At 70.1% G+C, this 26,168-nt stretch carries 24 protein-coding genes, 4 tRNA genes and 1 pseudogene; 22 read left to right on the top strand and 7 right to left on the bottom strand.

The features are described 5' to 3' along the window. Positions 1-119 precede the first annotated feature (119 nt). From OK345_RS16370 to OK345_RS16310, 13 genes and pseudogenes are all read left to right on the top strand, one after another. Positions 120-1,327: pseudogene (locus OK345_RS16370) on the top strand (ComEC/Rec2 family competence protein); the annotation flags it as partial. Continuing rightward, positions 1,221-1,892, top strand: coding sequence for a MotA/TolQ/ExbB proton channel family protein (locus OK345_RS16365; RefSeq protein WP_265129076.1), 672 nt, complete (start codon positions 1,221-1,223; stop codon positions 1,890-1,892). The pseudogene OK345_RS16370 and the gene OK345_RS16365, both read left to right, overlap by 107 nt. A 5-nt stretch (positions 1,893-1,897) precedes the next feature. Next, a complete protein-coding gene (locus OK345_RS16360) occupies positions 1,898-2,320 on the top strand; it encodes an ExbD/TolR family protein (protein ID WP_265129075.1) in 423 nt (140 codons plus the stop codon). Then, positions 2,317-4,065, top strand: coding sequence for a lipid A export permease/ATP-binding protein MsbA (gene msbA, locus OK345_RS16355; RefSeq protein WP_265129074.1), 1,749 nt, complete (start codon positions 2,317-2,319; stop codon positions 4,063-4,065). The genes OK345_RS16360 and msbA overlap by 4 nt, the downstream gene beginning before the upstream one ends. After that, entirely contained in the window at positions 4,065-5,084 is a 1,020-nt protein-coding gene (gene lpxK / locus OK345_RS16350) for a tetraacyldisaccharide 4'-kinase (RefSeq protein ID WP_265129073.1), read from the top strand. The genes msbA and lpxK overlap by 1 nt, the downstream gene beginning before the upstream one ends. Positions 5,085-5,212: 128 nt before the next feature. Beyond that, on the top strand, positions 5,213-5,989 hold the full coding sequence (gene kdsB, locus OK345_RS16345; RefSeq protein ID WP_265129072.1) for a 3-deoxy-manno-octulosonate cytidylyltransferase: 777 nt from the start codon (positions 5,213-5,215) through the stop codon (positions 5,987-5,989). Beyond that, positions 5,986-6,474, top strand: coding sequence for a low molecular weight protein-tyrosine-phosphatase (locus OK345_RS16340; RefSeq protein WP_265129071.1), 489 nt, complete (start codon positions 5,986-5,988; stop codon positions 6,472-6,474). Before kdsB ends, OK345_RS16340 begins: the two co-directional genes overlap by 4 nt. Next, positions 6,471-7,886, top strand: coding sequence for a hypothetical protein (locus tag OK345_RS16335; protein WP_265129070.1), 1,416 nt, complete (start codon positions 6,471-6,473; stop codon positions 7,884-7,886). The genes OK345_RS16340 and OK345_RS16335 overlap by 4 nt, the downstream gene beginning before the upstream one ends. Then, complete coding sequence (gene uvrC / locus OK345_RS16330) at positions 7,883-9,730, top strand: excinuclease ABC subunit UvrC (RefSeq protein ID WP_265129069.1); 1,848 nt, start codon at positions 7,883-7,885, stop codon at positions 9,728-9,730. Before OK345_RS16335 ends, uvrC begins: the two co-directional genes overlap by 4 nt. 9 nt (positions 9,731-9,739) lie before the next feature. Beyond that, a complete protein-coding gene (gene pgsA, locus OK345_RS16325; RefSeq protein ID WP_265129068.1) occupies positions 9,740-10,357 on the top strand; it encodes a CDP-diacylglycerol--glycerol-3-phosphate 3-phosphatidyltransferase in 618 nt (205 codons plus the stop codon). A gap of 51 nt (positions 10,358-10,408) precedes the next feature. Further along, positions 10,409-10,484: transfer RNA gene (locus OK345_RS16320), tRNA-Gly, on the top strand. A gap of 201 nt (positions 10,485-10,685) precedes the next feature. Continuing rightward, positions 10,686-10,761: transfer RNA gene (locus OK345_RS16315), tRNA-Gly, on the top strand. Positions 10,762-10,842: 81 nt separating this feature from the next. After that, positions 10,843-10,916 (top strand) — tRNA-Cys (locus tag OK345_RS16310). Positions 10,917-11,098: 182 nt separating this feature from the next. Here the strand turns inward: OK345_RS16310 and OK345_RS16305 are convergent. The 3 genes from OK345_RS16305 to OK345_RS16295 form a co-directional block, all read right to left on the bottom strand. After that, positions 11,099-12,088 carry an alpha/beta hydrolase gene (locus tag OK345_RS16305; protein WP_265129067.1) on the bottom strand — a complete coding sequence of 330 codons (990 nt, stop codon included), beginning with the start codon at positions 12,086-12,088 and terminating at the stop codon, positions 11,099-11,101. 316 nt (positions 12,089-12,404) lie between these two features. Continuing rightward, complete coding sequence (locus OK345_RS16300) at positions 12,405-13,460, bottom strand: 4Fe-4S dicluster domain-containing protein (RefSeq protein ID WP_265129066.1); 1,056 nt, start codon at positions 13,458-13,460, stop codon at positions 12,405-12,407. Between the two features lie 113 nt (positions 13,461-13,573). Continuing rightward, positions 13,574-13,870 carry a hypothetical protein gene (locus OK345_RS16295; protein ID WP_265129065.1) on the bottom strand — a complete coding sequence of 99 codons (297 nt, stop codon included), beginning with the start codon at positions 13,868-13,870 and terminating at the stop codon, positions 13,574-13,576. A 205-nt stretch (positions 13,871-14,075) separates the two neighbouring features. Between OK345_RS16295 and OK345_RS16290 the strand changes: the two genes are divergently transcribed. The 6 genes from OK345_RS16290 to OK345_RS16265 all read left to right on the top strand — a co-directional run bounded on the left by OK345_RS16290 (position 14,076) and on the right by OK345_RS16265 (position 19,816). Beyond that, on the top strand, positions 14,076-14,498 hold the full coding sequence (locus OK345_RS16290; RefSeq protein ID WP_265129064.1) for a group III truncated hemoglobin: 423 nt from the start codon (positions 14,076-14,078) through the stop codon (positions 14,496-14,498). A 73-nt stretch (positions 14,499-14,571) separates the two neighbouring features. Continuing rightward, positions 14,572-15,981 (top strand): oxygen-independent coproporphyrinogen III oxidase, encoded by a 1,410-nt coding sequence (hemN, locus tag OK345_RS16285; RefSeq protein WP_265129063.1) that lies wholly within the window; start codon positions 14,572-14,574, stop codon positions 15,979-15,981. A 100-nt stretch (positions 15,982-16,081) separates the two neighbouring features. Continuing rightward, a tRNA-Leu gene (locus tag OK345_RS16280) sits at positions 16,082-16,168 on the top strand. 107 nt (positions 16,169-16,275) lie between these two features. Beyond that, positions 16,276-17,565 (top strand): nucleotide sugar dehydrogenase, encoded by a 1,290-nt coding sequence (locus tag OK345_RS16275; RefSeq protein ID WP_265129062.1) that lies wholly within the window; start codon positions 16,276-16,278, stop codon positions 17,563-17,565. A gap of 30 nt (positions 17,566-17,595) precedes the next feature. Beyond that, complete coding sequence (locus tag OK345_RS16270; protein ID WP_265129061.1) at positions 17,596-19,218, top strand: FMN-binding glutamate synthase family protein; 1,623 nt, start codon at positions 17,596-17,598, stop codon at positions 19,216-19,218. 106 nt (positions 19,219-19,324) lie between these two features. After that, on the top strand, positions 19,325-19,816 hold the full coding sequence (locus tag OK345_RS16265) for a GNAT family N-acetyltransferase (protein ID WP_265129060.1): 492 nt from the start codon (positions 19,325-19,327) through the stop codon (positions 19,814-19,816). A gap of 4 nt (positions 19,817-19,820) precedes the next feature. Here OK345_RS16265 and OK345_RS16260 read toward each other — a convergent pair whose 3' ends face one another. Continuing rightward, the gene (locus OK345_RS16260) at positions 19,821-21,062 is read right to left on the bottom strand and encodes a TIGR03862 family flavoprotein (RefSeq protein ID WP_265129059.1); all 1,242 of its coding nucleotides are present in this window, start codon (positions 21,060-21,062) and stop codon (positions 19,821-19,823) included. A gap of 15 nt (positions 21,063-21,077) precedes the next feature. Beyond that, positions 21,078-21,527 (bottom strand): FKBP-type peptidyl-prolyl cis-trans isomerase, encoded by a 450-nt coding sequence (locus OK345_RS16255; RefSeq protein ID WP_265129058.1) that lies wholly within the window; start codon positions 21,525-21,527, stop codon positions 21,078-21,080. 66 nt (positions 21,528-21,593) lie between these two features. Here OK345_RS16255 and OK345_RS16250 point away from each other — a divergent pair, with 66 nt between their 5' ends. The 3 genes from OK345_RS16250 to OK345_RS16240 all read left to right on the top strand — a co-directional run bounded on the left by OK345_RS16250 (position 21,594) and on the right by OK345_RS16240 (position 24,029). Beyond that, positions 21,594-21,959, top strand: a complete 366-nt coding sequence (locus tag OK345_RS16250; protein ID WP_265129057.1) for a DUF6164 family protein — start codon at positions 21,594-21,596, stop codon at positions 21,957-21,959. Positions 21,960-22,087: 128 nt separating this feature from the next. Continuing rightward, the gene (locus OK345_RS16245) at positions 22,088-22,849 is read left to right on the top strand and encodes a sulfurtransferase (RefSeq protein WP_265129056.1); all 762 of its coding nucleotides are present in this window, start codon (positions 22,088-22,090) and stop codon (positions 22,847-22,849) included. Between the two features lie 187 nt (positions 22,850-23,036). Further along, a complete protein-coding gene (locus tag OK345_RS16240; protein ID WP_265129055.1) occupies positions 23,037-24,029 on the top strand; it encodes an LLM class flavin-dependent oxidoreductase in 993 nt (330 codons plus the stop codon). Positions 24,030-24,152: 123 nt separating this feature from the next. On the opposite strand, the gene OK345_RS16235 is transcribed toward OK345_RS16240, so the two are convergent. Together OK345_RS16235 and OK345_RS16230 are read right to left on the bottom strand one after the other, a co-directional pair. Continuing rightward, a complete protein-coding gene (locus OK345_RS16235; RefSeq protein WP_265129054.1) occupies positions 24,153-24,806 on the bottom strand; it encodes an exopolysaccharide biosynthesis protein in 654 nt (217 codons plus the stop codon). Then, complete coding sequence (locus OK345_RS16230; protein WP_265129053.1) at positions 24,790-26,103, bottom strand: hemolysin family protein; 1,314 nt, start codon at positions 26,101-26,103, stop codon at positions 24,790-24,792. Before OK345_RS16230 ends, OK345_RS16235 begins: the two co-directional genes overlap by 17 nt. Positions 26,104-26,168 lie beyond the last annotated feature (65 nt).

Below are 26,168 nucleotides of genomic sequence, written 5' to 3'. Positions count from 1 at the left end.
AGCGACCCAAGAAGGTGCTCGGCGGACTGACCCCGAGCGACTACGCCAGCCAGCTGGCATCCGCTACGATTGATCCCGGACTCTAAACCGCCGTGCTACTGAAGGCGGGGGGACGTCGGTTGGGCACCGGTCTGGAGGCGGTGCAGGCGGGGTGGGGTGCCTGGGCGTGGCGGGCGTCGTCGTGGTGTTTCGACCTGAGCTGGCCGCTGTTCGAATGGCTGGGGCAGGGGCGTTTCTCGCTGTGGTGGCTGCCCGAGGCGCGCGGCTGGGCCTTGCCGCTGGCCCTGCTGGGGGCGTTCTGGTTGCTGTTGCCGCGGGCGGTACCGGGCAAGGCGCTGGCGTTGCTGCTGTGGCTGCCGCTGTTGTGGCCGGCGCGCGAGCTGCCGCGGATGGGCGAGGTGGAACTGGTGATGATCGACGTGGGGCAGGGGCTGTCGCTGCTGCTGCGGACGGCCAACCACGCCTTGCTCTATGACGCCGGGCCGGCGGTGCGCGACGGTTTCGATGCCGGCGAGCGCGCGGTGGTGCCGGCCCTGCGTGCGCTGGGCGTGGCCCGGCTGGACCGGGCCGTGGTCAGCCATGGCGACAACGACCATGCCGGCGGCTTCGATGCCGTGCGGGCGGTGCTGCCGGTAGCGGGGTGGCATGCGCCGGAAGGCGCGCCGCCACCGGGCGATACCCCGTGCGTGGCGGGCGAGGGCTGGGATTGGGACGGCGTCCGTTTCCGCTTCCTGCACCCGTCCCCGGCGTTTCCCTATCTGCGCAACGAATCCAGCTGCGTGCTGCGGGTGGAGTCGGCGCATGGCGCGATGCTGCTGACCGGGGACATCGGCGAGGTCATCGAGCGGCGATTGCTGCGCGATGCGGCCGCCGACCTGCGCGCCGACGTGGTGCTGGCGCCACACCACGGCAGCGCCGGTTCGTCGCAGCGGGCGTTCGTCGAGTCCACCGGGGCGCGGCTGGTGCTGGTGTCGGCCGGGCACGGCAACCGTTTCGGCCATCCGCGGGCCGAGGTCGTCCGCCGCTGGCAGGCGGCCGGCGCCGAGGTGCTGGCGACCGCGGACAGCGGCGCGGTGCGGGTCTGGCTGGGCGCCGACGGGCTCCAGGTGAGGGAACGGCGGGCCTGGCGTTCACGTTTGTGGGATGCCGCTGGGCGGGCGCGGACGGCTGCTATCCTATCGGCCGTCAAACAGGCGGCCGATGTGCCGGAGGATTGAAACGTGTGGGAACTGGTCAAGGCCGGCGGCTGGCCGATGGTGCCGCTGCTGCTGTTGGGCGTGCTGGCGTTGGCGATTGTCCTGGAGCGTTTCTGGACCCTGCGGCGTAACGAAGTGCTGCCGCCCGGGCTGGGCCAGGAGGTCCGCAACTGGGCCGCGCGCGGCAAGCTCGACGCTTCGCACATCGAGTCGCTGCGGGCCAATTCGCCGCTGGGCGCGCTGCTGGCTGCGGCGCTGGAGGCGCGAAACCGCCCGCGCGACCAGATCCGCGAGCGGATCGAGGACACCGGCCGCCACCTGGTGCACCGCATGGAGCGCTTTCTCAACACGCTGGGCACGGTGGCCTCGGCCGGGCCGCTGCTGGGCCTGCTCGGCACCGTGATCGGCATGATCCAGATGTTCCTGGGCATCCTCGACCATGGCGTGGGCGACGTGAACCAGTTGGCCGGCGGCATCGGCAAGGCACTGGTCTGCACCGCCACCGGCATGATCGTGGCGATCCCGGCGCTGATGTTCCACCGCTATTTCAAGGGCCGCATCGGTGGCTACGTGATCGAGATGGAACAGGAGGCGACCGCGCTGCTCGATGCACTGGACGGGCGTCCGGCGGTGATGGCTGCGGCGGCCAAGTCGGCGCCGGCCGCGCCGCGCACTCCGGCCACGGCCAAGGGCTGAACCGGATGCGCATCCGCGACGACCGTGCGCACGACGAGCCGCATATCGATCTGGTGCCGCTGATCGACGTGATCCTGGTGCTGATCATTTTCTTCGTGGTCACCACCACCTTCGACGCGCGCTCCACGCTGCAATTGCAGCTGCCCACCGCCAGCGACCAGAACAATCCCGAGCCACCGCGCTCGCTGAGCGTGCTGGTCAACGCCGAGGGCCGCTACTTCATCAACGACCAGGAAGTGCTGCGTACCGACGTGGAGTCGGTGAAGCAGACCATCGCCCAGGTGGCCGGCGACGACCGCGAGCAGACCGTGCTGCTGCGCGCCGACGCGCGCACGCCGTACCAGGCCGTGGTCACCGCGCAGGACGCGCTGGGGCAGCTGGGCTTCCGCCGCATCGCCATCGCCACCGCGCCGGAAGTGAACCGATGAGCGACAAGCACACGCCGGTATGGCCGATCTACCGGCGGCTGCTGGGCTATACCCGCGCCTATTCCACCTTCCTGGTGCTGGCGCTGGTGGCGATGGTGGTCGAAGCCGGGGCCGGCTATTTCTTCACCCGGCTGATGGACCCGATGCTCAACCGCGGCTTCGTCAATCCCGAACCGCGGATGGCGGTGCTGCTGCCGCTGGCGATCCTGGCGTTGTTCCTGATGCGCAGCGTGGCCACCTTCGTCAGCGACTACTGCATGGCCCGCACCGGCCGCAGCGTGGTCCGCGACCTGCGCGAGCAGGTGCTGGTCAAGTACCTGCACCTGCCGTCCACGCATTTCGACGGCGAGGCCACGCCGGTGATGGTCAGCCGCCTGAACTTCGACACCGAGCAGGTCACCCAGGCCAGCGCCGATTCGCTCAAGACCATCGTCGCCGACGGCCTGACCATCATCGCGATGCTGGCGGTGATGCTGCAGATGAGCGTCAAGGTCACCTTGGCGATGCTGCTGGTGGTGCCGCTGATCGGGTTGATCGTGTCCTACGTGGGCAAGCGCTACCGCCGCATCAGCCGCGGCATCCAGGACGGCATGGGCTCGATGGCGCATACCGCCGAACAGTCGCTGGCGGCGCAGCAGGAAGTGAAGGTGCACGGCGCCCAGCAGCACGAGATCTCGCGCTACGCGGCGCTGGCCAACCGCATGCTGCGGCTGAACATGAAGGTGGAGACCACCCGCGCCGGGGCCTCGAGCACGGTGCAGTTCCTGGCCGCGCTGGCGCTGGCGGTGATCGTGTGGGTGGCCACCCGCGAATCGCTGGCCGGGCGCCTGAACGCCGGCCAGTTCATGTCGCTGATGGCGTCGATGATGGCGATCATCCCCTCGCTGCGCCGGCTGACCAGCGTGCAGACCTCGATCTCGCGCGGCGTGGCCGCGGCCGAGCGGTTGTTCTCCATCCTCGACATGCCCGAAGAGCGCGACCAGGGGCAGCGCCCACTGCAGCGCGCCCGCGGCGAGCTGGATTTCGAGCACGTGATGCTGCGTTACCAGCAGGATGCCGGGCTGGCGCTGGACGACATCAGCTTCGTCGCCCGTCCCGGCACGGTGACCGCCATCGTCGGCCGTTCCGGCAGCGGCAAGACCAGCCTGGTGCGGCTGGTGCCGCGCTTCTACGAGCCCAGCGGCGGCCGCATCACACTCGACGGCGTCGAACTGGCCGACTACCGCCTGGCCGACCTGCGCCGGCAGATCGCGCTGGTGGGGCAGAAGGTGATGCTGTTCGACGACACCATCGCCGCCAACATCGCCTATGGCATGGAGGCCAGCGAGGCGCAGATCCGCGCCGCCGCCGAGGCCGCCAATGCCTGGGAGTTCATCGAGCGCCTGCCGCAGCAGCTGCAGACGCCGGTGGGCGAGAACGGCGCGCTGCTGTCCGGCGGCCAGCGCCAGCGCCTGGCGATCGCCCGCGCGATCCTGCGCGATGCGCCGATCCTGATCCTGGACGAGGCCACCGCGGCGCTGGACAACGAATCCGAGCGGCTGGTGCAGGATGCGCTGCAGAAGCTGATGCCCGAGCGCACCACCCTGGTGATCGCGCACCGCCTGTCCACCATCGAACACGCCGACCAGGTGCTGGTGATGGACCACGGCCGCATCGTCGAGCGCGGCACCCACCAGCAGCTGCTGGCGCTGGGCGGGTTGTACGAACACCTGCACAACATGCAGTTCCGGGAAAGGCAGTCCTGATGGCGCAGCGTGGTACGGATACTCCGTCGTACTGGTATGGCGGCGGGTCGGTGCCGTTGCCGGCACGGCTGCTGGCGCCGGTCTACGGCGCGGCGACAGCGCTGCGGCGCTGGCTGTACCGGCGCGGTTGGCTGCGCAGCCGGCAGGTGCCGGTGCCGGTGATCGTGGTCGGCAACATCACCGCCGGCGGTACCGGCAAGACGCCGCTGACCATCGCGCTGGTGAACCGGTTGCGCGATGCCGGCTGGAAGCCGGGCGTGGCCAGCCGCGGCTACGGTCGCGACGAGGCCGCCACCGCGCGCTGGATCGACACCACGACCGCGCCGGAACTGGGCGGCGACGAACCGCTGCTGATCGCCCACAAGACCGGCGTGCCGGTACGCGTGGACCGCGACCGCGTGGCCGCGGCGCGGGCGCTGCTCGAGGCCGGCTGCGATGTCGTGGTCTGCGACGACGGGCTGCAGCACTACCGGCTGGCGCGCGACATCGAGATCGAAGTGGTCGACGCCCAGCGCCGCTACGGCAACGGCCGGCTGCTGCCGGCCGGCCCGCTGCGCGAACCGGCCGCGCGCGCGCGCGATTGCGACTTCCGCGTCGTCAACCTGGGCCAGGCCAGCGACCAGCCCGAGGCGCCGCAGTCGGGTTTCGGCGAATGGCCGATGCGGCTGCGCATCGACGGCGCGCAGCCGCTCACCGGCGGTCGCGAGCGGCCCTTGCAGGCATTCGCCGGGCAGCGCGTGCATGCCGTGGCCGGCATCGCCCATCCGCAGCGCTTCTTCGAGATGCTGCGCATGCGCGGCATCGGCGTGGTGCCGCACGCTTTCGCCGACCACCACCGCTACCAGGCCGACGACCTGTCGTTCGGCAGCGAACTGCCGTTGCTGATGACCGAGAAGGATGCGGTCAAGTGCCACGGCTTCGCCAAGGACTGGTACTACAGCGTGCCGCTGCACGCGGAGTTGCCCGCCGCGTTCTGGGTGGCGCTGCTGGACCGCCTCGGCAAGCTGGCGCAGGGCTGATTCGACGAGCGCCGGGCGGCTCGTCGGCGCGGTGCGGCTGATGCACACTATCGGCCGGACATGATTGCGGAAAGATCGAACATGGCATCGAGCAACAGCAGCGCCGGCCCCGGCACCGCGGGTGGCGCATGAGCGCCCCCGTTCCCGACTTCGTCGTCGCCATTCCCGCGCGCCACGCGTCCACCCGCCTGCCGGGCAAGCCGCTGCTGCCGTTGGCCGGCGAGCCGATGGTGCTGCACGTGGCCAGGCGCGCGCTGCGTGCCGGCGCCCGCGAGGTATGGGTGGCGACCGACGACGAGCGCATCGCCGTGGCCATCGACGGGCTGGAAGGCGTGCGGGTGGCGATGACCGACCCGGCGCACGCCTCCGGTACCGACCGCCTGGCCGAATGCGCGCAGCTGGCCGGCTGGGACGATGCGACGATGGTGGTGAACCTGCAGGGCGACGAGCCGTTCGCGCCGGCGGCCGGCATCCGCGCGGTGGTGGCGGCGCTGGCCGACAGCGGCGCGGACATGGCCACCCTGGCCACCCCGGTGGAGGATGCGCCGACCCTGTTCGACCCGAACGTGGTCAAGCTGGTGCGCAACGACCGCGGCGATGCGCTGTACTTCAGCCGGGCGCCGATCCCCTGGCACCGCGACGCCTTCGCCCGTTCGCGCGAGCAACTGCCGGATAACTCCTGGCTGCGGCACATCGGCATCTACGGCTACCGCGCCGGTTTCCTGCGCCGGTTCGCGGCGATGCCGCCGGGCCGGCTGGAGCAGGTGGAGTCGCTGGAACAGCTGCGGGCGCTGGAGGCCGGCTTCCGCATCGCGGTGGCGCTGTCGCCCGAGCCATTCCCGCCGGGCATCGACACCCCCGAGGACCTGGCCCGGGCCGAGGCGCTGATCCGGGCCTCGGCATGAAGCTGCTGGTCGTCTGCCTGGGCAACATCTGCCGCTCGCCGATGGCCGAGGGCGCCTTGCGCGCGCGCATCGCCGGCTCGCCGCTGGCCGGCAGGGTGGAGGTGGACTCGGCCGGCACCGGCGACTGGCACGTGGGGCAGCCGCCGGACCGGCGCGCGATCGCCTGCGCCCGCGGGCATGGGGTCGACATCTCGGGGTTGCGCGGGCGCCAGTTGCAGCCGGCCGACTTCGAGCGCTTCGACTGGATCCTCTGTGCCGACGGCAACAACCTGCGCGATGCGGCACGGCTGGCACCGGCCGCCGGCCGGCAGCGGCTGGCGCTGTGGCTGCCGTGGGCCGGCATCGACGGCGACGACGCGATCCCCGACCCCTACACCGGCGGCCCGCAGCATTTCGAGCAGGCATGGGCGCTGGTGGACGCGGCGGCCAGCGCCACCGTGAGACGGCTGGTACGCGACGCCGACTCCGGCATAATCGCGCCATGAACGCTCAACCCGCACAGGATCTGCCGGAGTTCGGAACGTGGCTCAACGCCGCGCCTTCCACCTTGATGGAACATCGTGGCCGCCCCGTGGTGCTGGCCTTCGCCAACGCCGCCTCGGTGTGGTGCGCGCAACGGCTGGCCGACCTGGCGCAGTGGCAGGCGCGCAACCCCGGCAAGCTGCAGCTGATCGTGGTGCAGGTGCCGCGTTTCGACTTCGAGCGGCAGCCGCAGCAGGCGCTGAAGCTGCTGCGCCGGCACGGCGTCAGCGCGCCGGTGCTGCTGGACGCCAATTGGGAAACCTGGCGGCGCTTCAACGTGGAAGCCTGGCCGACGCTGGTACTGATCGATGCGCAGGGGCGCGAGCGCGAGCGGCTGGTGGGCATCGGCGGCGAACTGGACCGTGCGCTCAACAACCTGTGCGAAGGCTTGTCGCAGCCGCTGGACGAGGACGTGCGCGGCACCCGCGAGATCAACGCCGAACCGCGGCTGGCGCTGCGCTTCCCGACCGGCCTGGCGGCGACGGCGGACCGCCTGTACGTGGCCGACAGCGGCCACCACCGGGTGCTCGAATGCAACCACGCCGGCCGCATCCTGCGCCAGTTCGGCATCGGCACCGCCGACATGGTCAACGGCGGCATGGGCGAGGCTGCGTTCAACCGGCCGCGCGGCCTGGCGCTGGGGCGCGACGTGCTGTACGTGGCCGACACCGGCAACCATGCGCTGCGGCGGGTGAACCTGCTTTCCGGGCAGGTCGATACCCTGTGCGGCAACGGCCGTGCCGGCGATCCGGTCGAAGGCCAGCTGGCGCAGCCCTGGGACAGCCCGCTGCACCATCCGGCCGGCATCGTCGTCGCCGACAACCAGATCCATATCGCCATGGCCGGCGACAACCGCATCTGGAGCTACGACCTGGGCTCGCGCGCATTGCGCTGGCGTGCGGGCGCAGGTGCGGTGGAAGTGCGCGACGGCAGCGGGCACCTTGCCGCCTTCGCCCAGCCCTGCGCGCTGGCGGCGGTGCAGCAGGTGCTGTACGTGTGCGACGCGCTGGGTTCGGCGGTGCGCTCGATGCAGTTGCGCGGCGACCTGGTGCAGACCCTGCTGGGGCAGGGCGCCTGGGAGTTCGGCGACGAGGACGGCCCGCGCAGCCGCGCGCGGCTGCAGTTCCCGCAGGCGATCGCGCTCGGCGCCGATGCGCCGTTGCTGTGGATCGCCGATACCGGCAACGGTTCCCTGCGCACGCTGCGCCTGGGCGGCGGCGAGCTGTCCACGGTCAAGCTGCCGCGACGCCTGCACGCCCCGGCGGGGTTGGCGGTGGCGGCCGGCAAGGTCTGGATCGCCGAGACCGACGCCCACGCGGTGCTGTGCTTCGATCCGGCCAGCGGCGAACTGGGCGACGTGCCGATAGAAGAATGAGCAGTGCAGCAGTCCCCGGCTTCGATGGCAAGGCGTTCGCAGCGAACCTGAGTACCGCGCCCGGCGTCTACCGCATGTACGCCGCCGACGACACGTTGCTGTACGTCGGCAAGGCCGGGGCGCTGCGCAAGCGCGTCGGCAGCTACTTCAACGGTTCGCCCAAGACCACGCGGATCATGATGATGCTGTCGCAGGTGGCGCGCATGGACGTGACCGTCACCCGCACCGAGGCCGAGGCGCTGCTGCTGGAGAACCAGCTGATCAAGTCGCTGTCGCCGCGCTACAACGTCTCGCTGCGCGACGACAAGACCTACCCGCACGTGCTGCTGACCCGCGAGGAATGGCCGCGCATCGCCCTGCACCGCGGACCGCGCGCGGTGCCGGGGCGCTACTTCGGCCCGTACCCGGGCGTGACCGCGGTGCGCGAGACGCTGAACCTGATGCACAAGCTGTTCAAGCTGCGCAGCTGCGAGGACAGCGTTTTCCGCAACCGTTCGCGGCCGTGCCTGCAGTACCAGATCGGCCGTTGCAGCGCGCCGTGCGTGGGGCTGGTGCCGGCCGACGAGTACGCAGAGGCGGTGCGGCGCGCATCGCTGTTCCTGGAAGGCAAGAGCGACCAGCTCACCGACGAGCTGGCGCAGGCGATGCAGCAGGCCAGCGAGGCGTTGGAATTCGAACGCGCCGCGCGCCTGCGCGACCTGATCGCCTCGCTGCGCAGCATGCAGAGCCGCCAGTACGTCGACGGCCGTGCCGCCGATCTCGACGTGCTGGCCTGCGCCACCCAGGGCGCCAGCGCCTGCGTGCTGCTGCTGGCGTTCCGCGACGGCCGCAACCTCGGCACCCGCGCATTCTTCCCGCGCACCAACGGCGAGGACAGCGCCGCCGAAGTGCTGGCCGCGTTCGTGTCGCAGTACTACGCCGAGCAGGCGCCGCCGCCGGAGATCCTGCTGGACCGCGAAATCCCCGACGCCGGGCTGATCGAGTCGGCGCTGGCCGCCTCGGCCGAGCGCAAGGTGCTGCTGAAGTGGAACGTGCGCGGCGAACGTGCCGGGTACGTCGAGCTGGCCAGCCGCAACGCGCAGATCACCCTGGCCACCGAACTGGGCAGCCGCAGCGCGCAGCATGCCCGCAGCGAGGCATTGCGCGAGATGCTGGGGCTGGCCGAACCGGTCAAGCGGGTGGAGTGCTTCGACATCAGCCACACCATGGGCGAGGCGACGGTGGCCTCCTGCGTGGTGTTCGATGCCAGCGGCCCGGTGCGCGGGCAGTACCGGCGCTACAACATCAGCGGCATCGAGCCCGGCGACGACTACGCCGCCATGCACCAGGCGATCGAGCGCCGCTTCCGCCGTGCGGTGGAAGAAGAGGGCGTGCTGCCGGACGTGCTGCTGATCGATGGCGGCGCCGGGCAACTGGCGCAGGCGCAGGCGGCGCTGGCGGACCTGGGCGTGGAGGGGGTGACCCTGGTCGGTGTGGCCAAGGGCGCCGAACGCCGGGCCGGGCACGAAACGCTGGTATTGCCGGACGGGCGCGAACTGCGGCCCGGGGCCGCGTCTCCAGCGCTGCAGTTCATCCAGCAGGTGCGCGACGAGGCGCACCGTTTCGCCATCACCGGCCATCGCGGGCGCCGGCAGAAGGCGCGCATGACCAGCAAGCTGGAGGACATCCCCGGCATCGGTCCGCGCCGCCGGGCCAGCCTGCTCAAGCATTTCGGCGGCCTGGCCGGGCTCAAGGCCGCCGGCCAGGCCGAGATCGCCAAGGTGGAAGGGATCAACGACGCGCTCGCCACGCGGATCTACGCTAACCTTCATGGGCTGTCGATGCCCGATACGGCGGCGGAGTAGAGCTGCGAGATGAAATTGACCATTCCCACCTGGCTGACGCTGCTGCGGATCGTGATGATCCCGGTGCTGGTCCTGGTGTTCTATCTGCCCTACAAGTGGACCAATTTCGCCTGTGCGGCGATCTTCGGCCTGGCCGCGATCACCGACTGGCTGGACGGCTGGATCGCCCGCCGCTACCAGTTGCACTCGGCGTTCGGCGCCTTTCTCGACCCGGTGGCCGACAAGCTGATGGTGGCGGTGGCGCTGTTCCTGATCGTGCAGGGGCACCCCACGCCGTGGATGGCGTTCTGGGCGGCGGTGATCGTCGGCCGCGAGATCGCGGTATCGGCATTGCGCGAGTGGATGGCCGAGATCGGCCAGCGCGCCAAGGTGCGGGTGGCGATGATCGGCAAGGTCAAGACCACCGCGCAGATGATCGCGCTGTTGTGCCTGCTGTACTCGGTCATACCGGGCACGACCCCCGCCCACGACATCTGGATGGGCGGGCTGATTTTCCACATCGGCGACTGGACGCTGGCGATCGCCGCGCTGCTCACCTTGTGGTCCGGATTCCAGTACCTGCATGCGGCCTGGCCGAGCCTGCGCGAGGACGAAATGGCGGCGCGCGCGCAGAGCCGGAAAAAGTGAGAAGAGGGCTGTTGACAGGTAGGCGATTGCATGTAGAATTTCGCCTCCCAAGCGGGAATAGCTCAGTTGGTAGAGCGCAACCTTGCCAAGGTTGAGGTCGCGAGTTCGAGTCTCGTTTCCCGCTCCAGGTTGAAAAAGGCCCCGTGATCGGGGTCTTTTCATCTCAGGGGGCGTGCAGTTCCAGTCGTTCGCGGTTGCCGGATTCGTCCGCTGCAATCCGGCGTCGGGAAGATCCCGGGCAGGGATGCGATGCACGCGATGATGTGAAGAAAGTTGTTAAAAAAGCTGGTGCAATGCATGGATTGGCTGTATCATGCGTAGCTCCTCCGCGGGAATAGCTCAGTTGGTAGAGCGCAACCTTGCCAAGGTTGAGGTCGCGAGTTCGAGTCTCGTTTCCCGCTCCAGTTTCGACAGGACCCCGCTCGCGGGGTCTTGTACTGTCGGGCTAACCCTTCGCGGGTTTTTCGATAGAATCCAGATCCACCGGCCTGGTAGCAGAGTGGTTATGCAGCGGATTGCAAATCCGCGTACGCCGGTTCGATTCCGACCCAGGCCTCCAATTTCAGATCAGGCAAAAGGCCCGCGACAGCGGGCCTTTTGCTTTCTGGTCTTTCTCCCAATCCCCGATGGCTACGCCGGTACTCCGGGCTTCATGAGACGCATGTGGGCGCCGCCGTCGCGTGCGGTCGCGGCTCCCTCCCGTCCTGGGCCCGCATCGGGTCTTGTCGGAACGGCCGGGCTTCAGCGCGATTCGGAGACGAAGCGCAGGGTATCGGTCACCGCACGGGCCGGCACGCTCATATGCCCTTCGTCCTCATAACGCAGGAAGCGTACCCGCAGGCCGTGGCCGGACAGCGGGTCCATCCTCCTGACGAAGGCTTCGGCCATGTACGGATCGTCGTCGACGTCGCGACCGCCCACGACCACCATCAGGTGGCTCGTCCGGCCCACCTTGCCGCTGGCGAGCCGTGCCATGAACTCCCGCTCTTCGCGGAGCACGCCTTGCTCGTTCCATTCCAGCGACGGGCTGGCGGCGACGATCGACTGGAACGCCTGCGGCTGCGTATAGAGCGCGTAGAGCCCGAACAGTCCGCCCAGCGAATGGCCGAACAGCGCCTGCCGCTCGGGGTTGATCCGGTAGCGCTGGCCGATTTCCGTCCGCAGTTTGCCCGTCAGGAAATCGAGGAACGCGGCGCGACCGCCGCTCCTGTACTTCGCCAGCGAACGGTAGATCGTGGGCGGCGGGTCGAGCAGCGGCGGGGTGTAGTCGTTGAGACGGCGCGCATCGTAGGCCTGGTCGGTCGGATAGCCGATGCCGACGACGATCGTCTTGCCGACGTCGTAATACTCCTGGATCCGCCGCGCTTCGGCGAATCCCGCGAACATGGCGTTGCCGTCCAATACATACAGGACGGGATAACCGTCGTCCGGCGCCTCGGTGCCGGGGAAGGAAACGAAGATGCGGTAGACCTCGCCGCTGTCGGACGTCATGTCCCATGCCTGCGTCGACGGCATGGTGTAGCCCTCCGTGGCCGGTGGCGCGGAGGGCGGCGACTGCGGCGCCTCGGCCGCCGGCGCGGGCATGGCCAGGGTGATCGCGATGAGGGTCGCGAATTGTTTCCAGGCTCCGGTCATTTCGTACTCCTGTTCTCCGTTTTCATGTTTTCCAGATGCAGGGGGGGCGATAGGGCGATGGCACGGAGCCGAGCCGTCGGGACGAACTCCGCTCATGTGGAACCTTCCGGCCGCCGCGCTCCTCCCGTGCCGGGCATCCGCTTGTCCGATGCCCAATGGAAGCGCTTTCTGGCCGCCCTTGCCACGATGCCGACGGGTAACGGGGGAAGCATCCGGGTAGGCGAGGGGAATGGCCGGGCCGGCGTGGGGTTCCGGGCGGTGGCGATCGTTGCCGGGACACAGCCGCCTGCTTGTCGCGTTTCCCGTCGTCAGGATGCCGGTGCCTGCATGGCAACCGGCAGGCCGGGTTTCCCCGGCTGGGGGGCGGTCGAGTGCCTGGCCGGGTGGAACATCGGCCGGACGCGACGGGAGTTCAGGACGTGGAGGACGGCCCGGCTCCGGGCGCGGGAATTCCCGGGTGCGGGGACATCGCCATCGCCAACGCGCCGCCCAGTAGCAGGGCGGCCATCAGCAGCAGCGCGCCGAGCGTGCGCGGGCGCAGCCAGCGGCCGCCACCCGGTTCCTGCGCGTTGGGACTGATGCGGCGGACCAGTCCGCGCGGGAAGCCGTAGCGCGCCATCGTCGCGTCGCAGGCGTCGATGCAGGCGCCGCAATCGATGCAACGCTGGTCGGAACCGTTGCGGATATCCAGCGCGAGCGGGCAGGCCTGGACGCACTGCCGGCATTCCACGCAGTCGCCCAGGTGCTCGATGCCGAACCGGGGCAGGGGGCCGGCGATGGCCGCATGGGTGGCGCGGAATACGTAGTCGCGTGCGGTGGTGCCGTCGAGCAGTCCGCGTGCGCGCTGCATGACGCTGCCCTGGCCGGGTGGGCGCGGACCGCGCGGTTCGCCACGGCACGGGTCGTACGCGACGCGCGGGGTGTCGCGGTCGCAGATCGCGCGTTGCAGGCGCGCGTAGGGGCACAGGTAGCTGCAGACCTGCTCGCGCAGGAAACCGGCGTTGCCCCAGGTGGCCAGCGCGTAGAACCCGGCCCAGAAGATCTCCCAGCCACTCCATGCCGGGGGCCAGGGGCCGCCCAGCAGGCCGCGGATGGGCGAGAAGAAACCGACGAAGGTGATGCCGGTCCACAGTGCCAGGGCCGCCCACAGCAGCTGGCGGGCGACGAGGCCGGGGTGGCGCATCGGCCCGGCGAAGGCGGTGATGCGTTCGATGCCGCGGAAGACGCGCGTCATCAGGGTCTGCGGACAGCCGAAGCCGCACCACACGCGGCCGGCGCTGGCGGTCAGCAGGAACAGGCCGCAACCGGCCAGCGCCGCGAACCACAGCAGCCAGACGAAATCGCCAGGCCACAGGCTCAGGCCGAACAGGTCGAAACGGCGGGCCGGCAGGTCGAACAACACCGCCTGGCGGCCGTCCCAGCGCAACCAGGGAAGCAGGTAGAACGCGGCCAGCAGCAGCGCGGCCATGGCGGCCCGCCACCGGCTTTGGCGACCGCGGCCGGGATGCGCCGGCGCCGGGTGGACGCCGAGGGCGCGCGGCGTGTGCAACTGTTGCAGGGGAATCGGTGCTCGCGCGGGTTTCATTCCAGCGGTTGCCCGTCTTCGTCCCCGTGCAGCGGGCGCAGCAGGAAGCAGGTGACCGCGCTGGCGAGTGCGGTCACCGACCAGAACATGAAGAACCCGGCGGTATAGCCGAGCTCGCGGCTCAGGTGCTGGCCGGGGAAGGTGATGTCCCGCAGCAGCAGCGGATCGACGAAGGCGAAGAACACGGCGCTCGCCAGCGCGGCGGCAAGGAAGCTCGGCCACAGGATCGCGCCGAGCTGCTGGGTCAGCGGCCGCCGCGGGGGGCGGTCGGGAAGGGTGTCGAAATCGCTCATGGGCAGGGTCCGGGACGTGCCCGGCGCGGCGGGCGATATACTGGACGGTCCGGCACCTGCCACGGCCTCGCGCCGTGCCGGCGCAGAGCCGCCGATGCCAGCCTAGGTACGCCGGCGGCGCCGCACATTGATCCTGATCAATGTGCACTCCACGGCACCGGCGAAAGTTCGGTACATGCCGGCGAACGAAACAGGGAGAACCGAAATGCCCGACGAGGGGCTGCCGCAACCGGCCGCCGACCTGTGCAGCGAGCAGGAAGTGACCGCGCTGGTGCACCGTTTCTACGCCCGGGTGCGCGAAGACGAGCTGCTCGGGCCGGTGTTCGGTGCGCGCGTGCACGACTGGGACGCGCACCTGGCGCAGCTGGTGGATTTCTGGTCGGCCATGCTGCGTGGTACCCGCCGCTTCAGGGGCGCGCCGATGCCCAAGCACATGGCGATGGACGAGCTGAACGCGGGCCTGTTCGAACGCTGGCTGCAGCTGTTCCGGCAGACCACCGCCGAACTGGGCAACGCGCCGATGCAGCGGCTGGCCGACGACGTGGCCGCGCGCATCGCCGATACCTTCTGGCGCCGCTTCCAGATGCTGCGCTGGCCGTCGCTGCCGATGCACGGCGCCGGATCCTGAACGAACCCCGCGGCGGCGCGGGAGATTGATCTGGCTCAAGGCGCGACGGGGCGGCCGGGGAGATGCTGGCGGCATGGACATCGCCACCTCCACCGCGGCCGCGCTTGGCTGGACCTTCGACCCGGAAATCCTGCGCCGGCACGACCGGCCCGGGCCGCGCTACACCTCCTATCCCACCGCGCCGCATTTCCACGATGGCTACGGCGAGGCGCAGCTGCGCGCGGCCGCCGCGCGCAGCAACGAGGCCGGTCGCGCGCTGTCGCTCTACGTGCATGTGCCGTACTGCACCAGCCCGTGCTTCTATTGTGGCTGCAACCGGGTGATCACCCGCGACGTTTCGAAGGGGCGGGCCTACGTCGAGCGCGTGCTGCGCGAGGCCGACGCGGTGGCGCCGCTGTTCGACGGCGCGCGCGAAGTCGTGCAGCTGCACCTGGGCGGAGGAACCCCCAATTTCCTCTCGCCGGAACTGCTGGCGGAGATGGTCGACGGACTGGGCCGGCGGTTCCGCTTCAGCGAAGGGAAGGGGCGCGATTTCTCCATCGAGCTCGACCCGCGTTTCGTCTCGCCCGAAGAGATCGGGGCGCTCGCGCAGATGGGCTTCAACCGCGCCAGCCTGGGCGTGCAGGATTTCGATGCCGAGGTGCAGAAGGCGATCAACCGCGAGCAGTCGGTGGAACAGACCCTGGCGATCATCGACGCCTGCCGCCGGCATGGCCTGCGCTCGGTCAACGTCGACCTGATCTACGGCCTGCCCAGGCAGAGCCTGGAGGGCTTCGGGCGTACCCTGGACACGGTGGTCGCGGTGCGGCCGGACCGGCTGGCGGTGTACGGCTACGCGCACCTGCCGCACATGTTCCGCGCGCAACGGCAGATCCACGACGCCGACCTGCCCGGCCCGGAACAGAAGCTGGCGCTGCTCGGGCTGGCGGTGCGCAAGCTGTCCGCCGCCGGCTACCAGTACATCGGCATGGACCACTTCGCGCTGCCGGAGGAGGACCTGTCGCGCGCGCAGCGGGCCGGTGGCCTGCACCGCAACTTCATGGGCTATACCACCCACGCGCAGACCGACCTGGTCGGCCTGGGCGTCAGCGCGATCAGCCACATCGACGACAGCTACAGCCAGAATCCGCGCGACCTCCCTGGCTGGGAAGCGGCGGTGGACGCCGGCCGGCCGCCGGTGTGGCGCGGGCTGGAACTGTCGGCCGACGACCGGCTGCGAGCCGAGCTGATCCAGCAGCTGATGTGCCAGGGCGTGCTGGACACCGCGGCACTGGGGCGCGAGCACGGGATCGATTTCGAACGCTACTTCGAGCACGAGCTGGCGGCGCTGCGGTCGTTGCAGGACGACGGGCTGGCCGAATACCGCGACGGCGTCATCCGCGCCACCGTGCCCGGGCGGCCGCTGCTGCGGCTGATCGCCATGTGCTTCGACCGCTACCTGCAGGAACCGGCGCAGCCGGCCCGCTACTCGCGCGCGATCTGAGGCCTGCCGGCCGCGGCCGGCCATTGCATGCCGGGGCGGCGGCCGTTCCCGTGACGCCGGCATTTCACAATCGGCCGGCGATCAGGCACGCTATTGCGATGCCCGGATGGCGAAACTGGTAGACGCATCGGACTTAAAATCCGCCGGGGGCGACCCCATGCCGGTTCGATTCCGGCTCCGGGCACCATCGCTACAAGGGCTTTCCAGCGCCTGCCGCCCTCCGCGCAAAACCGCTTGTGCAGTTTTCGCGCGGTCCCGGCTCCGGGCACGACATACACCAGCGCAAGGAACGGCATGAGCGCCGATTTGATTTCCGCCGCGGCCGTGCCGCGCATCGCCATCATCGGCCTGGGGTACGTGGGCCTGCCGTTGGCGGTGGAGTTCGGCAAGACGCTGGATACGCTGGGCTACGACATCGACGCCGGCCGCGTGGCGCAGCTGCAGGCCGGGCACGACCACACCCTGGAACTGCTCGACGAGGAACTGCGCCAGGGCGTGCATGCGCGCTATACCGCCGATGCCGCCGAACTGGCCGGGCGCAACGTCTTCATCGTGACCGTGCCCACGCCGATCGACGCCTGGGAGCAGCCCGACCTGCAGCCGCTGCGCGACGCCAGCGCGCTGATCGCCGGCGTGCTCAAGCGCGGCGACCTGGTGATCTACGAGTCCACGGTCTACCCGGGCACCACCGAAGAGGTGTGCGTGCCGTTGCTGGAGCAGGGCTCGGGCCTGCGCTTCAACACCGACTTCTTCTGCGGCTACAGCCCGGAGCGGATCAACCCCGGCGACCGCCAGCGGCGCCTGCCGGACATCCGCAAGATCACCTCCGGCTCCACTCCTGACGCCGCCGACGTGGTGGACGCGCTGTACGCGCGGATCATCGTCGCCGGCACCTGGCGCGCGCCCTCGATCCGGGTCGCCGAGGCGGCCAAGGTGATCGAGAACATCCAGCGCGACGTCAACATCGCCCTGGTCAACGAGCTGGCGCTGATCTTCGACAAGCTGGGCATCGACACCCTGGACGTGCTGGAGGCGGCCGGCAGCAAGTGGAACTTCCTGCCGTTCCGCCCCGGGCTGGTGGGCGGGCACTGCATCGGCGTGGACCCGTACTACCTGCTGCACAAGTCCGAAAGCGTGGGCTACCACCCGGACCTGATCCACACCGCGCGCCAGGTCAACAACCGCGTCGGCGCGCACGTGGCCGCGCGGGTGGAGGCGCTGCTGCGCGAGCGCGGGACCGCGCTGGCCGAGGCCGCGATCCTGGTGCTGGGCGTCACCTTCAAGGAGAACTGCCCGGACCTGCGCAACAGCCGCGCGCTGGAACTGGTGCAGGCGCTGGCGGCCGGCGGTGCGCGGGTGGATGCCTGCGACCCCTGGGCCGATGCGGCTTTGGCGCAGCGCCATGGCGCCGAGCTGGCGGCCGCGCCGCGCGCCGGCAGCTACGACGCGGTGGTGCTGGCGGTGGCGCACGAGCAGTACCGCGCGATGGATGCCGGGCAGGTGCGCGCGCTCGGCAAGCCGGGCGCGGTGGTGTACGACGTCAAGTCGGCGTGGCCGCGCGAGGCGGTGGACGACCGCCTGTAGACTGGCCTTCCATCCTTCGCGAGGAACGTGATGCTCCGTTACCTGGGCTTTGCCGTCGCCGTCGCCATGCTGCTGCTGTCGCTGGCGTTGACCCCGTACTGGCCGTCGTGGGGGTGGGGCATCGGGATCTTCGCGGTCCTGGTCCTGCTGGGCACCTGGGACCTGCTGCAGAAGCGCAGCACCCTGCGCCGCAACTATCCGATCCTGGCGCATTTCCGCTACGGGCTGGAATCGATCGGTCCGGAGATCCGCCAGTACTTCGTGCAGAGCGACCTGGAGGACGTGCCGTTCTCGCGGCAGCAGCGTGCGCTGATCTACCAGCGCTCGAAGAACACCATGGACGTGGTGCCGTTCGGCACCCTGCGCAGCACCTATGCGGTGGACTACGAGTGGATCAACCACTCGCTGGCGCCGACCGAGATACCCGACCACGATTTCCGCATCCTGATCGGCCCCGGCTGCGCCAGGCCGTACTCGGCCAGCGTGTTCAACATCTCGGCGATGAGCTTCGGCTCGCTGTCGGCCAACGCCGTGCGCGCGCTGAACGAGGGCGCGCGCCGCGGCGGCTTCTACCACGACACCGGCGAAGGCTCGATCTCGCCCTACCACCGCGAGATGGGCGGCGACCTAGTGTGGGAGATCGGCTCGGGCTACTTCGGTTGCCGCGACGAGCACGGCGGCTTCAGCGAGGAGCGGTTCGTCGCCAACGCCGCGCTCGAGCAGGTGAAGATGATCGAGATCAAGCTCTCGCAGGGCGCCAAGCCCGGCCACGGCGGGGTGCTGCCGGCGGCCAAGGTCAGCGCCGAGATCTCGCTCACGCGCGGCGTGCCGATGGGCGTGGACTGCGTGTCGCCGTCGAAGCATTCGGCGTTCTCGACCCCGGTGGAACTGCTGCGCTTCGTGGCCCGCCTGCGCGAGCTGTCCGGCGGCAAGCCGGTCGGCTTCAAGCTGGCCATCGGCCATCCGTGGGAGTGGTTCGGCATCGCCAAGGCGATGCAGGAGACCGGGCTGCTGCCGGATTTCATCGTCGTCGACGGCGCCGAGGGCGGCACCGGCGCGGCGCCGGCCGAGTTCATGGACCACGTCGGCGTGCCGATGCACGAGGCGCTGATGCTGGTGCACAACACCCTGGTGGGGCTGGACCTGCGCGAGCGCATCAGGATCGGTGCCGCCGGCAAGATCGGCAGCGCGTTCGACATCGCCCGCACCCTGGCGATGGGCGCGGACTGGTGCAATGCCGGTCGCGGCTTCATGTTCGCGCTGGGCTGCATCCAGTCGCTGAGCTGCCATACCGACAAGTGCCCGACCGGCATCGCCACCCAGGATCCGCGCCGCTGGCGCCATCTCGACGCGGCCGACAAGGCCACCCGCGTGCACCATTACCACGAGAACACCATGCGCGCGCTGCGCGACCTGCTGTGCGCGGCCGGCCTGAACGATCCATCGGAACTGGGCCCGGAACACATCGTGCGCCGGGTGTCGCCGGTGGAGATCCGTTCGCTGGCCTCGCTGTACCGCTACCTCGCCCCCGGCGAGCTGCTGCGCACGGTGCCGGACCATGCGGTCTTCCACGACTACTGGGGCGACGCGCGCAGCGATTCGTTCCAGCCGCCGGCGCGGATACAGGCGCTGCGGGCGAGCAAGTCGCGCTGACGTCGATGGGATGGGGGAGTCGACCGTTGGTCGACCGCTCTTGCTCCCGATCTGGAGGCGTCGGGTCGAAATCGGTCGAGCAAGCTCGACGCTACAAGGAGGCCTCGTGCAGTTCAGGGCCGGTACCCTCGATGACATCGCCACGCTGTGGGCGCTGCGCACGCGCTGCATACGCGAGACCTGCAGCAGCCACTATCCGCCAGAGGTGATCGCGCCGTGGTCGGCCTCGCCACCGCCGACGCAGTACCCGCGGTTGCTGGGGCAGGGCGGTGGCGTGGTGGCCGAAGATGGGCAGGGCACGTTGCTCGGTTTCGGCGTATTCGATGCCGACGGCAATGAGGTCGATGCGCTGTTCGTAGCCCCGGATCGCGGTGGCCGGGGCATTGGCCGGGCCCTGATGCAACGCCTGCTGGAGATGGCCGACCGGAGTCGCGACGTGGTGCTGTCCGCTTCGCTCAACGCCGTGCCGTTCTATCGGCGACAGGGCTTCATCGCCGTGCGCGAGGAAGCCTATCCGCATCCCGGTGGTATTGCGCTGGCCTCGCTGAGCATGCGTCGCCCGTGGGTAGCGCCGGCCGTTGGCCGGCAATCTCAATGAACCCTCAACGTCCGGCCAACCACCCGATCACGCCCTCGGCCGCACGCCGGCCGCTCGCGTAGCATGCGGTGAGCAGGTAGCCGCCGGTCGGTGCCTCCCAGTCCAGCATCTCGCCGGCACAGAACACGCCGGGCAGGGCGCGCAGCATCAAACCTTCATCCAGCGCATCCAGGCGCACGCCACCGGCGGTGCTGATCACCTCGGCCATTGGCCGCGGTCGCAGCAGGCGCAGCGGCAGACGCTTGAGCGTGGCGGCCACGGCCGGCAGGTCGTGGCCGGCGTCCTTGCCGAGGATCTCGAACACCAGCGCGGCCTTCACCGCATCCAGCCCGGCCTGGCGGCGCAGGTGCTCGCCGAAGCTGCGGCCCTTGCGCGGGCGCGACAGGTCGGCCAGCAGGCGCGCCTCGTCGCGGCCCGGCACCAGGTCCAGCCACAGCGGGGCATGGCCATCGCGGTTGATGGTCTCGCGCAGGTCGGCGGCCAGCGCGTAGACCAGACTGCCTTCGATGCCGTATTCGCTGGCCACGCATTCGCCCTGCAGCGACTGCGGCTGGCCGGCCAGGTCGATCCAGTGCGCGACCACCGGTTTCAGCGGTGCGCCCGCATGGCGCTGGGCGAAGAACGGGGTCCAGTCGATGTCGAAACCACAGTTGGCCGACTGCAGCGGGGCGATGTCCACGCCGCGCGCCTGCAACGGCGCGACCCAGGCGCCGTCGCTGCCCAGCTGCGGCCAGCTGCCGCCGCCCAGTGCCAGCACGGTGGCATCGGCGGTGGCCTGCTTCTCGCCGTCTTCGGTGGCGAAGCGCAGGGTGCCGTCGTCGCTCCAGCCGATCCAGCGATGGTTGGCATGCAGGCGCACGCCCTGTTCCTTCAGCCGCCGCACCCAGCCGCGCAGCAGCGGTGCGGCCTTGCGGTCGACCGGGAACACGCGGCCGGAGCTGCCCACGTAGGTCTCCACGCCGAAGCCGGCAGCCCAGTCGCGCAGTGCCTGCGCATCGAACCCATCCAGCCACTGGCCGACGGTCGAGGCCTGCCCGCGGTAGCGGCTGTCGAACAGCGGGCGCGGATCGGAATGGGTCAGGTTGAGGCCGCCCTTGCCGGCGATCAGGAACTTGCGGCCGGGCGAGCCCTTGGCCTCGTAGAGATCCACCGCATGGCCGGCGGCGCGCACGGTCTCGGCCGCCATCAGGCCGGCGGGACCGCCGCCGATCACGGCCACGCGTCGCGGGTTCTGCGGATGCGGCATGGCGACGGCGTCCGCTCAGCGCGGGGCCACGTCCAGCAGTTCCACCTCGAACACCAGCGATGCGTTCGGCGGAATCACGCCGCCGGCGCCGCGGGCGCCGTAGCCGTACTCGGCCGGGATCATCAGCGTGCGCTTGCCGCCGACCTTCATCCCGGCCATGCCCTCGTCCCAGCCGCGGATGACCTTGCCGGCGCCCAGCGGGAAGGTGAACGGCTCGCCGCGGTCGAGCGAGCTGTCGAACTTGCGGCCGTGCTTGTCGGCGGCGTTCTCGTCGTACAGCCAGCCGCTGTAGTGCACGGTCACGTCGTGGCCGGCCACGGCTTCGGCGCCGTCGCCGGCCACGGTGTCGAGCTTCTGGAATTCGGCGATGCTGCCGCCCGGCGGCGGGCCGGGCGGGCCGGGCGGGCCGGGCGGGGTGCAGGCGGCGAGCAGGGACAGCAGCAGCGGGATCAGCAGGCGGCGCATCGTCGGGAATCCGGTGGAGTCGGGGGCGTGCAAGGTTAGCGCATCGCCGGGCGCTATCATGGCGGCATGTCGAAACTGCTGCTCAACCTGCGCAACGTGGCCGAAGACGAGGCCGACGACGTGCGCGCGCTGCTCGATGCCCACCGCATCGGCTACTACGAGACCCGTCCCAGCCCGTGGGGCATTTCCGCCGGCGGGATCTGGATCAAGGACAACACCGAGCATCCCCGCGCCAAGGCGCTGATGGCCGACTACCAGGCCGCGCGCGGCGAACGGGTACGGGCCGAGCGCGAGGCGGCGCTGCGCGACGGCACCGCCGAGACCTTCGGCACGCTGATCCGGCGGCGGCCGCTGTTCGTGCTGGCGACCCTGGTCGCGATGCTGCTGGTGGCTTCGTTGGTGCTGCTGCCGTTCTTCCTGCTGACCCGCTGAGGCGGGGAAGGAGGGAGGTTGGGGGAAGCCACGGAGCTTCCGGCGTTCCCGTGGCCGCGAGCCGTCCGCGGTCGGCCCGGAACGTCCGGTTCTTCGCCCGCAGTACGGGAAGCGCCTAAAATAGGCCGATGATCGTCAATACCGCCGCCTACCATTTCGTTCCCGTCGCCGACCCGCAGGCGCTTGCCGCGCAGCTGTACCAAAGCGCGCAGGACAACGGACTGCGCGGCACCGTGCTGGTGGCCGAAGAGGGCGTGAACCTGTTCCTGGCCGGAAGCGGCGAGGGTATCGACGCCTTCTACCGGGCGCTGCAGGCCGATTCCCGCTTCGCGCAGATGCGGGTGAAGTACAGCCGCAGCCGCATGCAGCCGTTCGCGCGGCTCAAGGCCAAGGTCAAGCCGGAGATCATCAGCTTCCGCCGCGACGACGCACAGCCGCTGGACCAGGAACGCGCGCCCAGCGTGGACCCGCAGACGCTGCAGCGCTGGCTCCGGCAGGGGCACGACGATGCCGGCAGGCGCGTGGTGATGCTCGATACCCGCAACGCCCAGGAGTTCGAATACGGCACCTTCGCCGGCGCGCTGACCCTGCCCATCGCCAGGTTCACCGACCTGCCGCAGGCGCTGGAGCCGCACCGGCCGGCGCTGGCCGATGCCACCGTGGTCAGCTTCTGCACCGGCGGCATCCGCTGCGAGAAGGCGGCGCTGTGGATGCGCGGCGACGGCATGGACAACGTGCTGCAGCTCGACGGCGGCATCCTCGGCTATTTCGAGGCGGTCGGCGGCGAGGGCTACGAGGGACGCTGCTTCGTGTTCGACGAGCGGGTGGCGCTGGACCCGCAGCTGCAGCCGCTGGTGGACCGCGACGAGCCGGAGCCGGCGGCGGCCTGAGCACTGTCCCGGCCGAGCGCCGCGGTTGCCGCACGGACAAGGGCTGCGTGGCGGGAGCCGGCACCTTGGCCGGGAGTGACCGGCGGTGGGCAGCGGAAATCAGTGTTGTGCCCGCGTAGGCGGTGGAGCGCTGGCAAAGGTGGCGCACGGCCCCATGTGTAGGGGCTACGCCGACGGAAACCGCCTGATGATCCCCTTGTCGATCCTCGATCTCGCCCCGGTCTGCGAGGGCAGCGATCCCACCCGTGCCTTCGCCAACATGCTGGACCTGGCCCGGCATGCCGACGACTGGGGCTACCACCGCTACTGGCTGGCCGAGCACCACAGCATGCCGGGCATCGCCAGCGCCGCCACCGCGGTGCTGATCGGCCACGTGGCCGGCGGTACCCGCCGCATCCGCGTCGGTGCCGGCGGCATCATGCTGCCCAACCACTCGCCGCTGCAGGTGGCCGAACAGTTCGGCACGCTGGCGTCGCTGTACCCCGACCGCATCGACCTGGGGCTGGGCCGGGCGCCGGGCACCGACCAGGCCACCACCCGCGCGCTGCGCCGCTATTTCGACAGCGCCGACCAGTTCCCGCAGGACGTGCGCGAGCTGCTGCACTACTTCGAGCCGGCACAGCCGGGGCAGGCGGTGCGCGCGGTCCCCGGCGCCGGCATCGAGGTGCCGGTATGGCTGCTGGGCTCGAGCCTGTTCAGTGCGCGGCTGGCGGCGGCGATGGGACTGCCGTTCGCCTTCGCCTCGCATTTCGCCCCCGACGCGATGGACGAGGCGCTGGACGTCTATCGCCGGGAGTTCCGCCGTTCGGCGCGGCTGGAGCGGCCATACGCGATCCTGGCGCTGAACGTGGTGGCCAGCGATTCGGAAAGAGAGTCGCGGCGGCTGTTCACCACCCAGCAGCAGAGCTTCGTCAACCTGCGCCGCGGCCGGCCGGGACTGATCCCGCCGCCGGTCGACGACATCGAGGCGTTCTGGGAGCCGCACGAGAAGGCCGGCGTCGAGCGCGCGCTGGCGTGCACGGTGCTCGGCGATGCGGAAGGCGTGGCCGCCGGCATGGCGGCGTTCGTCGGGCGGCATCGCCCGGACGAACTGCTGCTGACCGCCAACATCTTCGACCACCGGGCGCGGCTGCGTTCGTTCGAACTGGCGATGCAGGCCTGGCGCAGCCTCGGCCCCTGAGAACCCGTTGCCGATCCCGCTGCCCGGAATGCGCAGGCATCGACACATGTGCGATGTCTTCCCGCCAAGCGCGCAACCTGCCTGCGTCCGCGACAGGTCGCGGGCAGGTTGCGAGGCGCAGGCTCAGCCGAACCAGCGCTGGAACTGCTCGACGGTGTAGCCGAGCAGGTGGCCGGAGCTGAAGCCGAAGAAGGCGATCGCGGCCAGCGCGGCGATCCAGTTGAGCAGCATCAGCGCGCCGTCGCGTTCCAGCAGGGCCAGCGCGAACAGCAGCAGCTGGAAGCCGAACAGGTAGTTGGTGAACGGGATCGGCAGCGACAGCAGCAGCCCGATCAGGACCAGCAGCGCGCCGGTCAGCACATGCGCCGGCAGCGGGTCCAGCATCGCCGGCAGGCGCGGTTTCAGCATCCGGTCCAGCCGCCGCAGCGGCGGGGAGATCTTGTGCAGGAAGCGCTGCATGGTGCGGCGGCGCGGGCCGCGCTCGCCGATGAAGCGGGGCAGCCAGGGCCGGCGCAGGCCGACCAGCATCTGCAGTCCGATCAGGATCACCAGCGGACCGCTGACCGCGCCGCCGACCCCGGGGATCGGCACGAACGCCGGCAGGATCGCGATGAACAGGAACACGCCGAAGCCGCCCTGCTGCAGGTTCAGCAGGATCCGGCCGAGCCGCAGCACCTCGTCCGGGTCGCCGGAGGCGAAGGTCTCGAGCAACGTGCGGATGCCTTCGTTGCGGTAGCCGGGAGCGTGCCCGCCGCTGGAATCAGGCGGTGGCTTCATCGCTGGCGTCTTCGGGCAGGGTGCGCAGCAGCAGCTTGTCGATCCGGGCGCCATCCAGATCGATGATCTCGATGCGCCAGCCGGCCCAGTCGAAGTACTCGCCGACGTGCGGGATGCGGCCGAAATAGTGGATGCACATGCCGGCCAGCGTGTGGTAGTCGCCTTCCTCGGCGGCCGGCAGTTCGACCCCGCCCAGCAGGTCGCGCAGTTCGTCGACCGGCAGCGAGCCGTCGATCAGCAGCGAGCCGTCCTCGCGGGTCACCACCAGCGCGTCCTCGTCGGTGTTCTCCACCGCCTGCAGGCGGCCGACCACCGCGCCCATCAGGTCGCTGATGGTCACCAGGCCCTGGATCTCGCCGTACTCGTCCACCACCAGCGCCATCGACTGCTGCTCCTCGCGGAAGATCTCCAGCAGCTTCATCGCGTGGGTGGACTCGGACACGTACAGCGTCTCGCGCAGGTTCCGGAACAGCGACGGGTCGCCGTCGTACATGCGGGTGACCAGGCTCTTCACCTCGAGGATGCCGACGATGTCCTGGTCGTTGTCGCGGTAGACCGGGTAGCGCGAGAACGCGTTGTCGCGCATGGTCTGCAGGTTCTTTTCCGGATCGGCGGTGGTGTCCAGCCAGGCGATGCGGTTGCGCGGGGTCATCAGGCTGTCGGCGGTGCGGTCGCCCAGGCGCATGACCCGGTTCATCATGTCGCGCTCGTGGGCGTCGATCACCCCCTGCTCGTGGCTCTCGGCCACCAGCATGCGGATCTCCTCTTCGGTCACCTGCGCCGATTCGTCCTTGCCCAGGCCCAGCACGTGCAGCACCAGCCGGGTGGTCCGGGACAGCACCCATACGCCGGGCGCGGCAATGGTGGCGAGCCAGCCCATGGGCAGCGCGACCAGCCCGGCGATGCTCTCCGAGCGGGTGATTGCGACCCGTTTAGGTACCAGTTCGCCGAAGATGAGCGTCAGGAAGGTGATCAGCGCCACCGCCAGGGTCTTGCCGATCACATCGGCGTAGGCGGCCGTGGCCGGCACCAGCTGCTGCAGCCAGGCGGCGATGCCCAGGCCGATGGCCTCGCCGCCGAACAGGCCGGTGAGCACGCCGATCAGGGTGATGCCGATCTGCACCGTGGACAGGAAGTTCTCGGGCTTTTCCGCCAGCGCCAGCGCCCGTTCGGCGCGCTTGCTGGATCCGGCCATCTGCTTGAGGCGGCTCTTGCGGGAGGTCATGACCGACATCTCGGACATGGCGAAGAACCCGTTCAGCAGGACCAGGGCGATGACGATCAGGAATTCAAACACGGGCGGCATCCCCGGTTGGTGGCAGCGGGGGATGCGGGATCACGCAGGTACGGTTGGAGTACCTG

Source organism: Xanthomonas chitinilytica (genome assembly GCF_026107455.2).
Classification (GTDB): Bacteria; Pseudomonadota; Gammaproteobacteria; order Xanthomonadales; family Xanthomonadaceae; genus Stenotrophomonas; species Stenotrophomonas chitinilytica.
This window is presented reverse-complemented; position numbering and strand designations above follow the sequence as displayed.

Excerpts from the sequence above, each read along its gene's own strand:
- OK345_RS16360 (WP_265129075.1), top strand. The coding sequence starts at position 1,898 with ATGCGCATCCGCGACGACCGTGCGCACGACGAGCCGCATATCGATCTG.
- msbA (WP_265129074.1), top strand. The coding sequence starts at position 2,317 with ATGAGCGACAAGCACACGCCGGTATGGCCGATCTACCGGCGGCTGCTG.
- lpxK (WP_265129073.1), top strand. The coding sequence starts at position 4,065 with ATGGCGCAGCGTGGTACGGATACTCCGTCGTACTGGTATGGCGGCGGG.
- kdsB (WP_265129072.1), top strand. The coding sequence starts at position 5,213 with ATGAGCGCCCCCGTTCCCGACTTCGTCGTCGCCATTCCCGCGCGCCAC.
- OK345_RS16340 (WP_265129071.1), top strand. The coding sequence starts at position 5,986 with ATGAAGCTGCTGGTCGTCTGCCTGGGCAACATCTGCCGCTCGCCGATG.
- OK345_RS16335 (WP_265129070.1), top strand. The coding sequence starts at position 6,471 with ATGAACGCTCAACCCGCACAGGATCTGCCGGAGTTCGGAACGTGGCTC.
- uvrC (WP_265129069.1), top strand. The coding sequence starts at position 7,883 with ATGAGCAGTGCAGCAGTCCCCGGCTTCGATGGCAAGGCGTTCGCAGCG.
- pgsA (WP_265129068.1), top strand. The coding sequence starts at position 9,740 with ATGAAATTGACCATTCCCACCTGGCTGACGCTGCTGCGGATCGTGATG.
- OK345_RS16305 (WP_265129067.1), bottom strand. The coding sequence starts at position 12,088 with ATGAGCGGAGTTCGTCCCGACGGCTCGGCTCCGTGCCATCGCCCTATC.
- OK345_RS16300 (WP_265129066.1), bottom strand. The coding sequence starts at position 13,460 with ATGGCCGCGCTGCTGCTGGCCGCGTTCTACCTGCTTCCCTGGTTGCGC.
- OK345_RS16295 (WP_265129065.1), bottom strand. The coding sequence starts at position 13,870 with ATGAGCGATTTCGACACCCTTCCCGACCGCCCCCCGCGGCGGCCGCTG.
- OK345_RS16290 (WP_265129064.1), top strand. The coding sequence starts at position 14,076 with ATGCCCGACGAGGGGCTGCCGCAACCGGCCGCCGACCTGTGCAGCGAG.
- hemN (WP_265129063.1), top strand. The coding sequence starts at position 14,572 with ATGGACATCGCCACCTCCACCGCGGCCGCGCTTGGCTGGACCTTCGAC.
- OK345_RS16275 (WP_265129062.1), top strand. The coding sequence starts at position 16,276 with ATGAGCGCCGATTTGATTTCCGCCGCGGCCGTGCCGCGCATCGCCATC.
- OK345_RS16270 (WP_265129061.1), top strand. The coding sequence starts at position 17,596 with ATGCTCCGTTACCTGGGCTTTGCCGTCGCCGTCGCCATGCTGCTGCTG.
- OK345_RS16260 (WP_265129059.1), bottom strand. The coding sequence starts at position 21,062 with ATGCCGCATCCGCAGAACCCGCGACGCGTGGCCGTGATCGGCGGCGGT.
- OK345_RS16255 (WP_265129058.1), bottom strand. The coding sequence starts at position 21,527 with ATGCGCCGCCTGCTGATCCCGCTGCTGCTGTCCCTGCTCGCCGCCTGC.
- OK345_RS16250 (WP_265129057.1), top strand. The coding sequence starts at position 21,594 with ATGTCGAAACTGCTGCTCAACCTGCGCAACGTGGCCGAAGACGAGGCC.
- OK345_RS16245 (WP_265129056.1), top strand. The coding sequence starts at position 22,088 with ATGATCGTCAATACCGCCGCCTACCATTTCGTTCCCGTCGCCGACCCG.
- OK345_RS16240 (WP_265129055.1), top strand. The coding sequence starts at position 23,037 with ATGATCCCCTTGTCGATCCTCGATCTCGCCCCGGTCTGCGAGGGCAGC.
- OK345_RS16235 (WP_265129054.1), bottom strand. The coding sequence starts at position 24,806 with ATGAAGCCACCGCCTGATTCCAGCGGCGGGCACGCTCCCGGCTACCGC.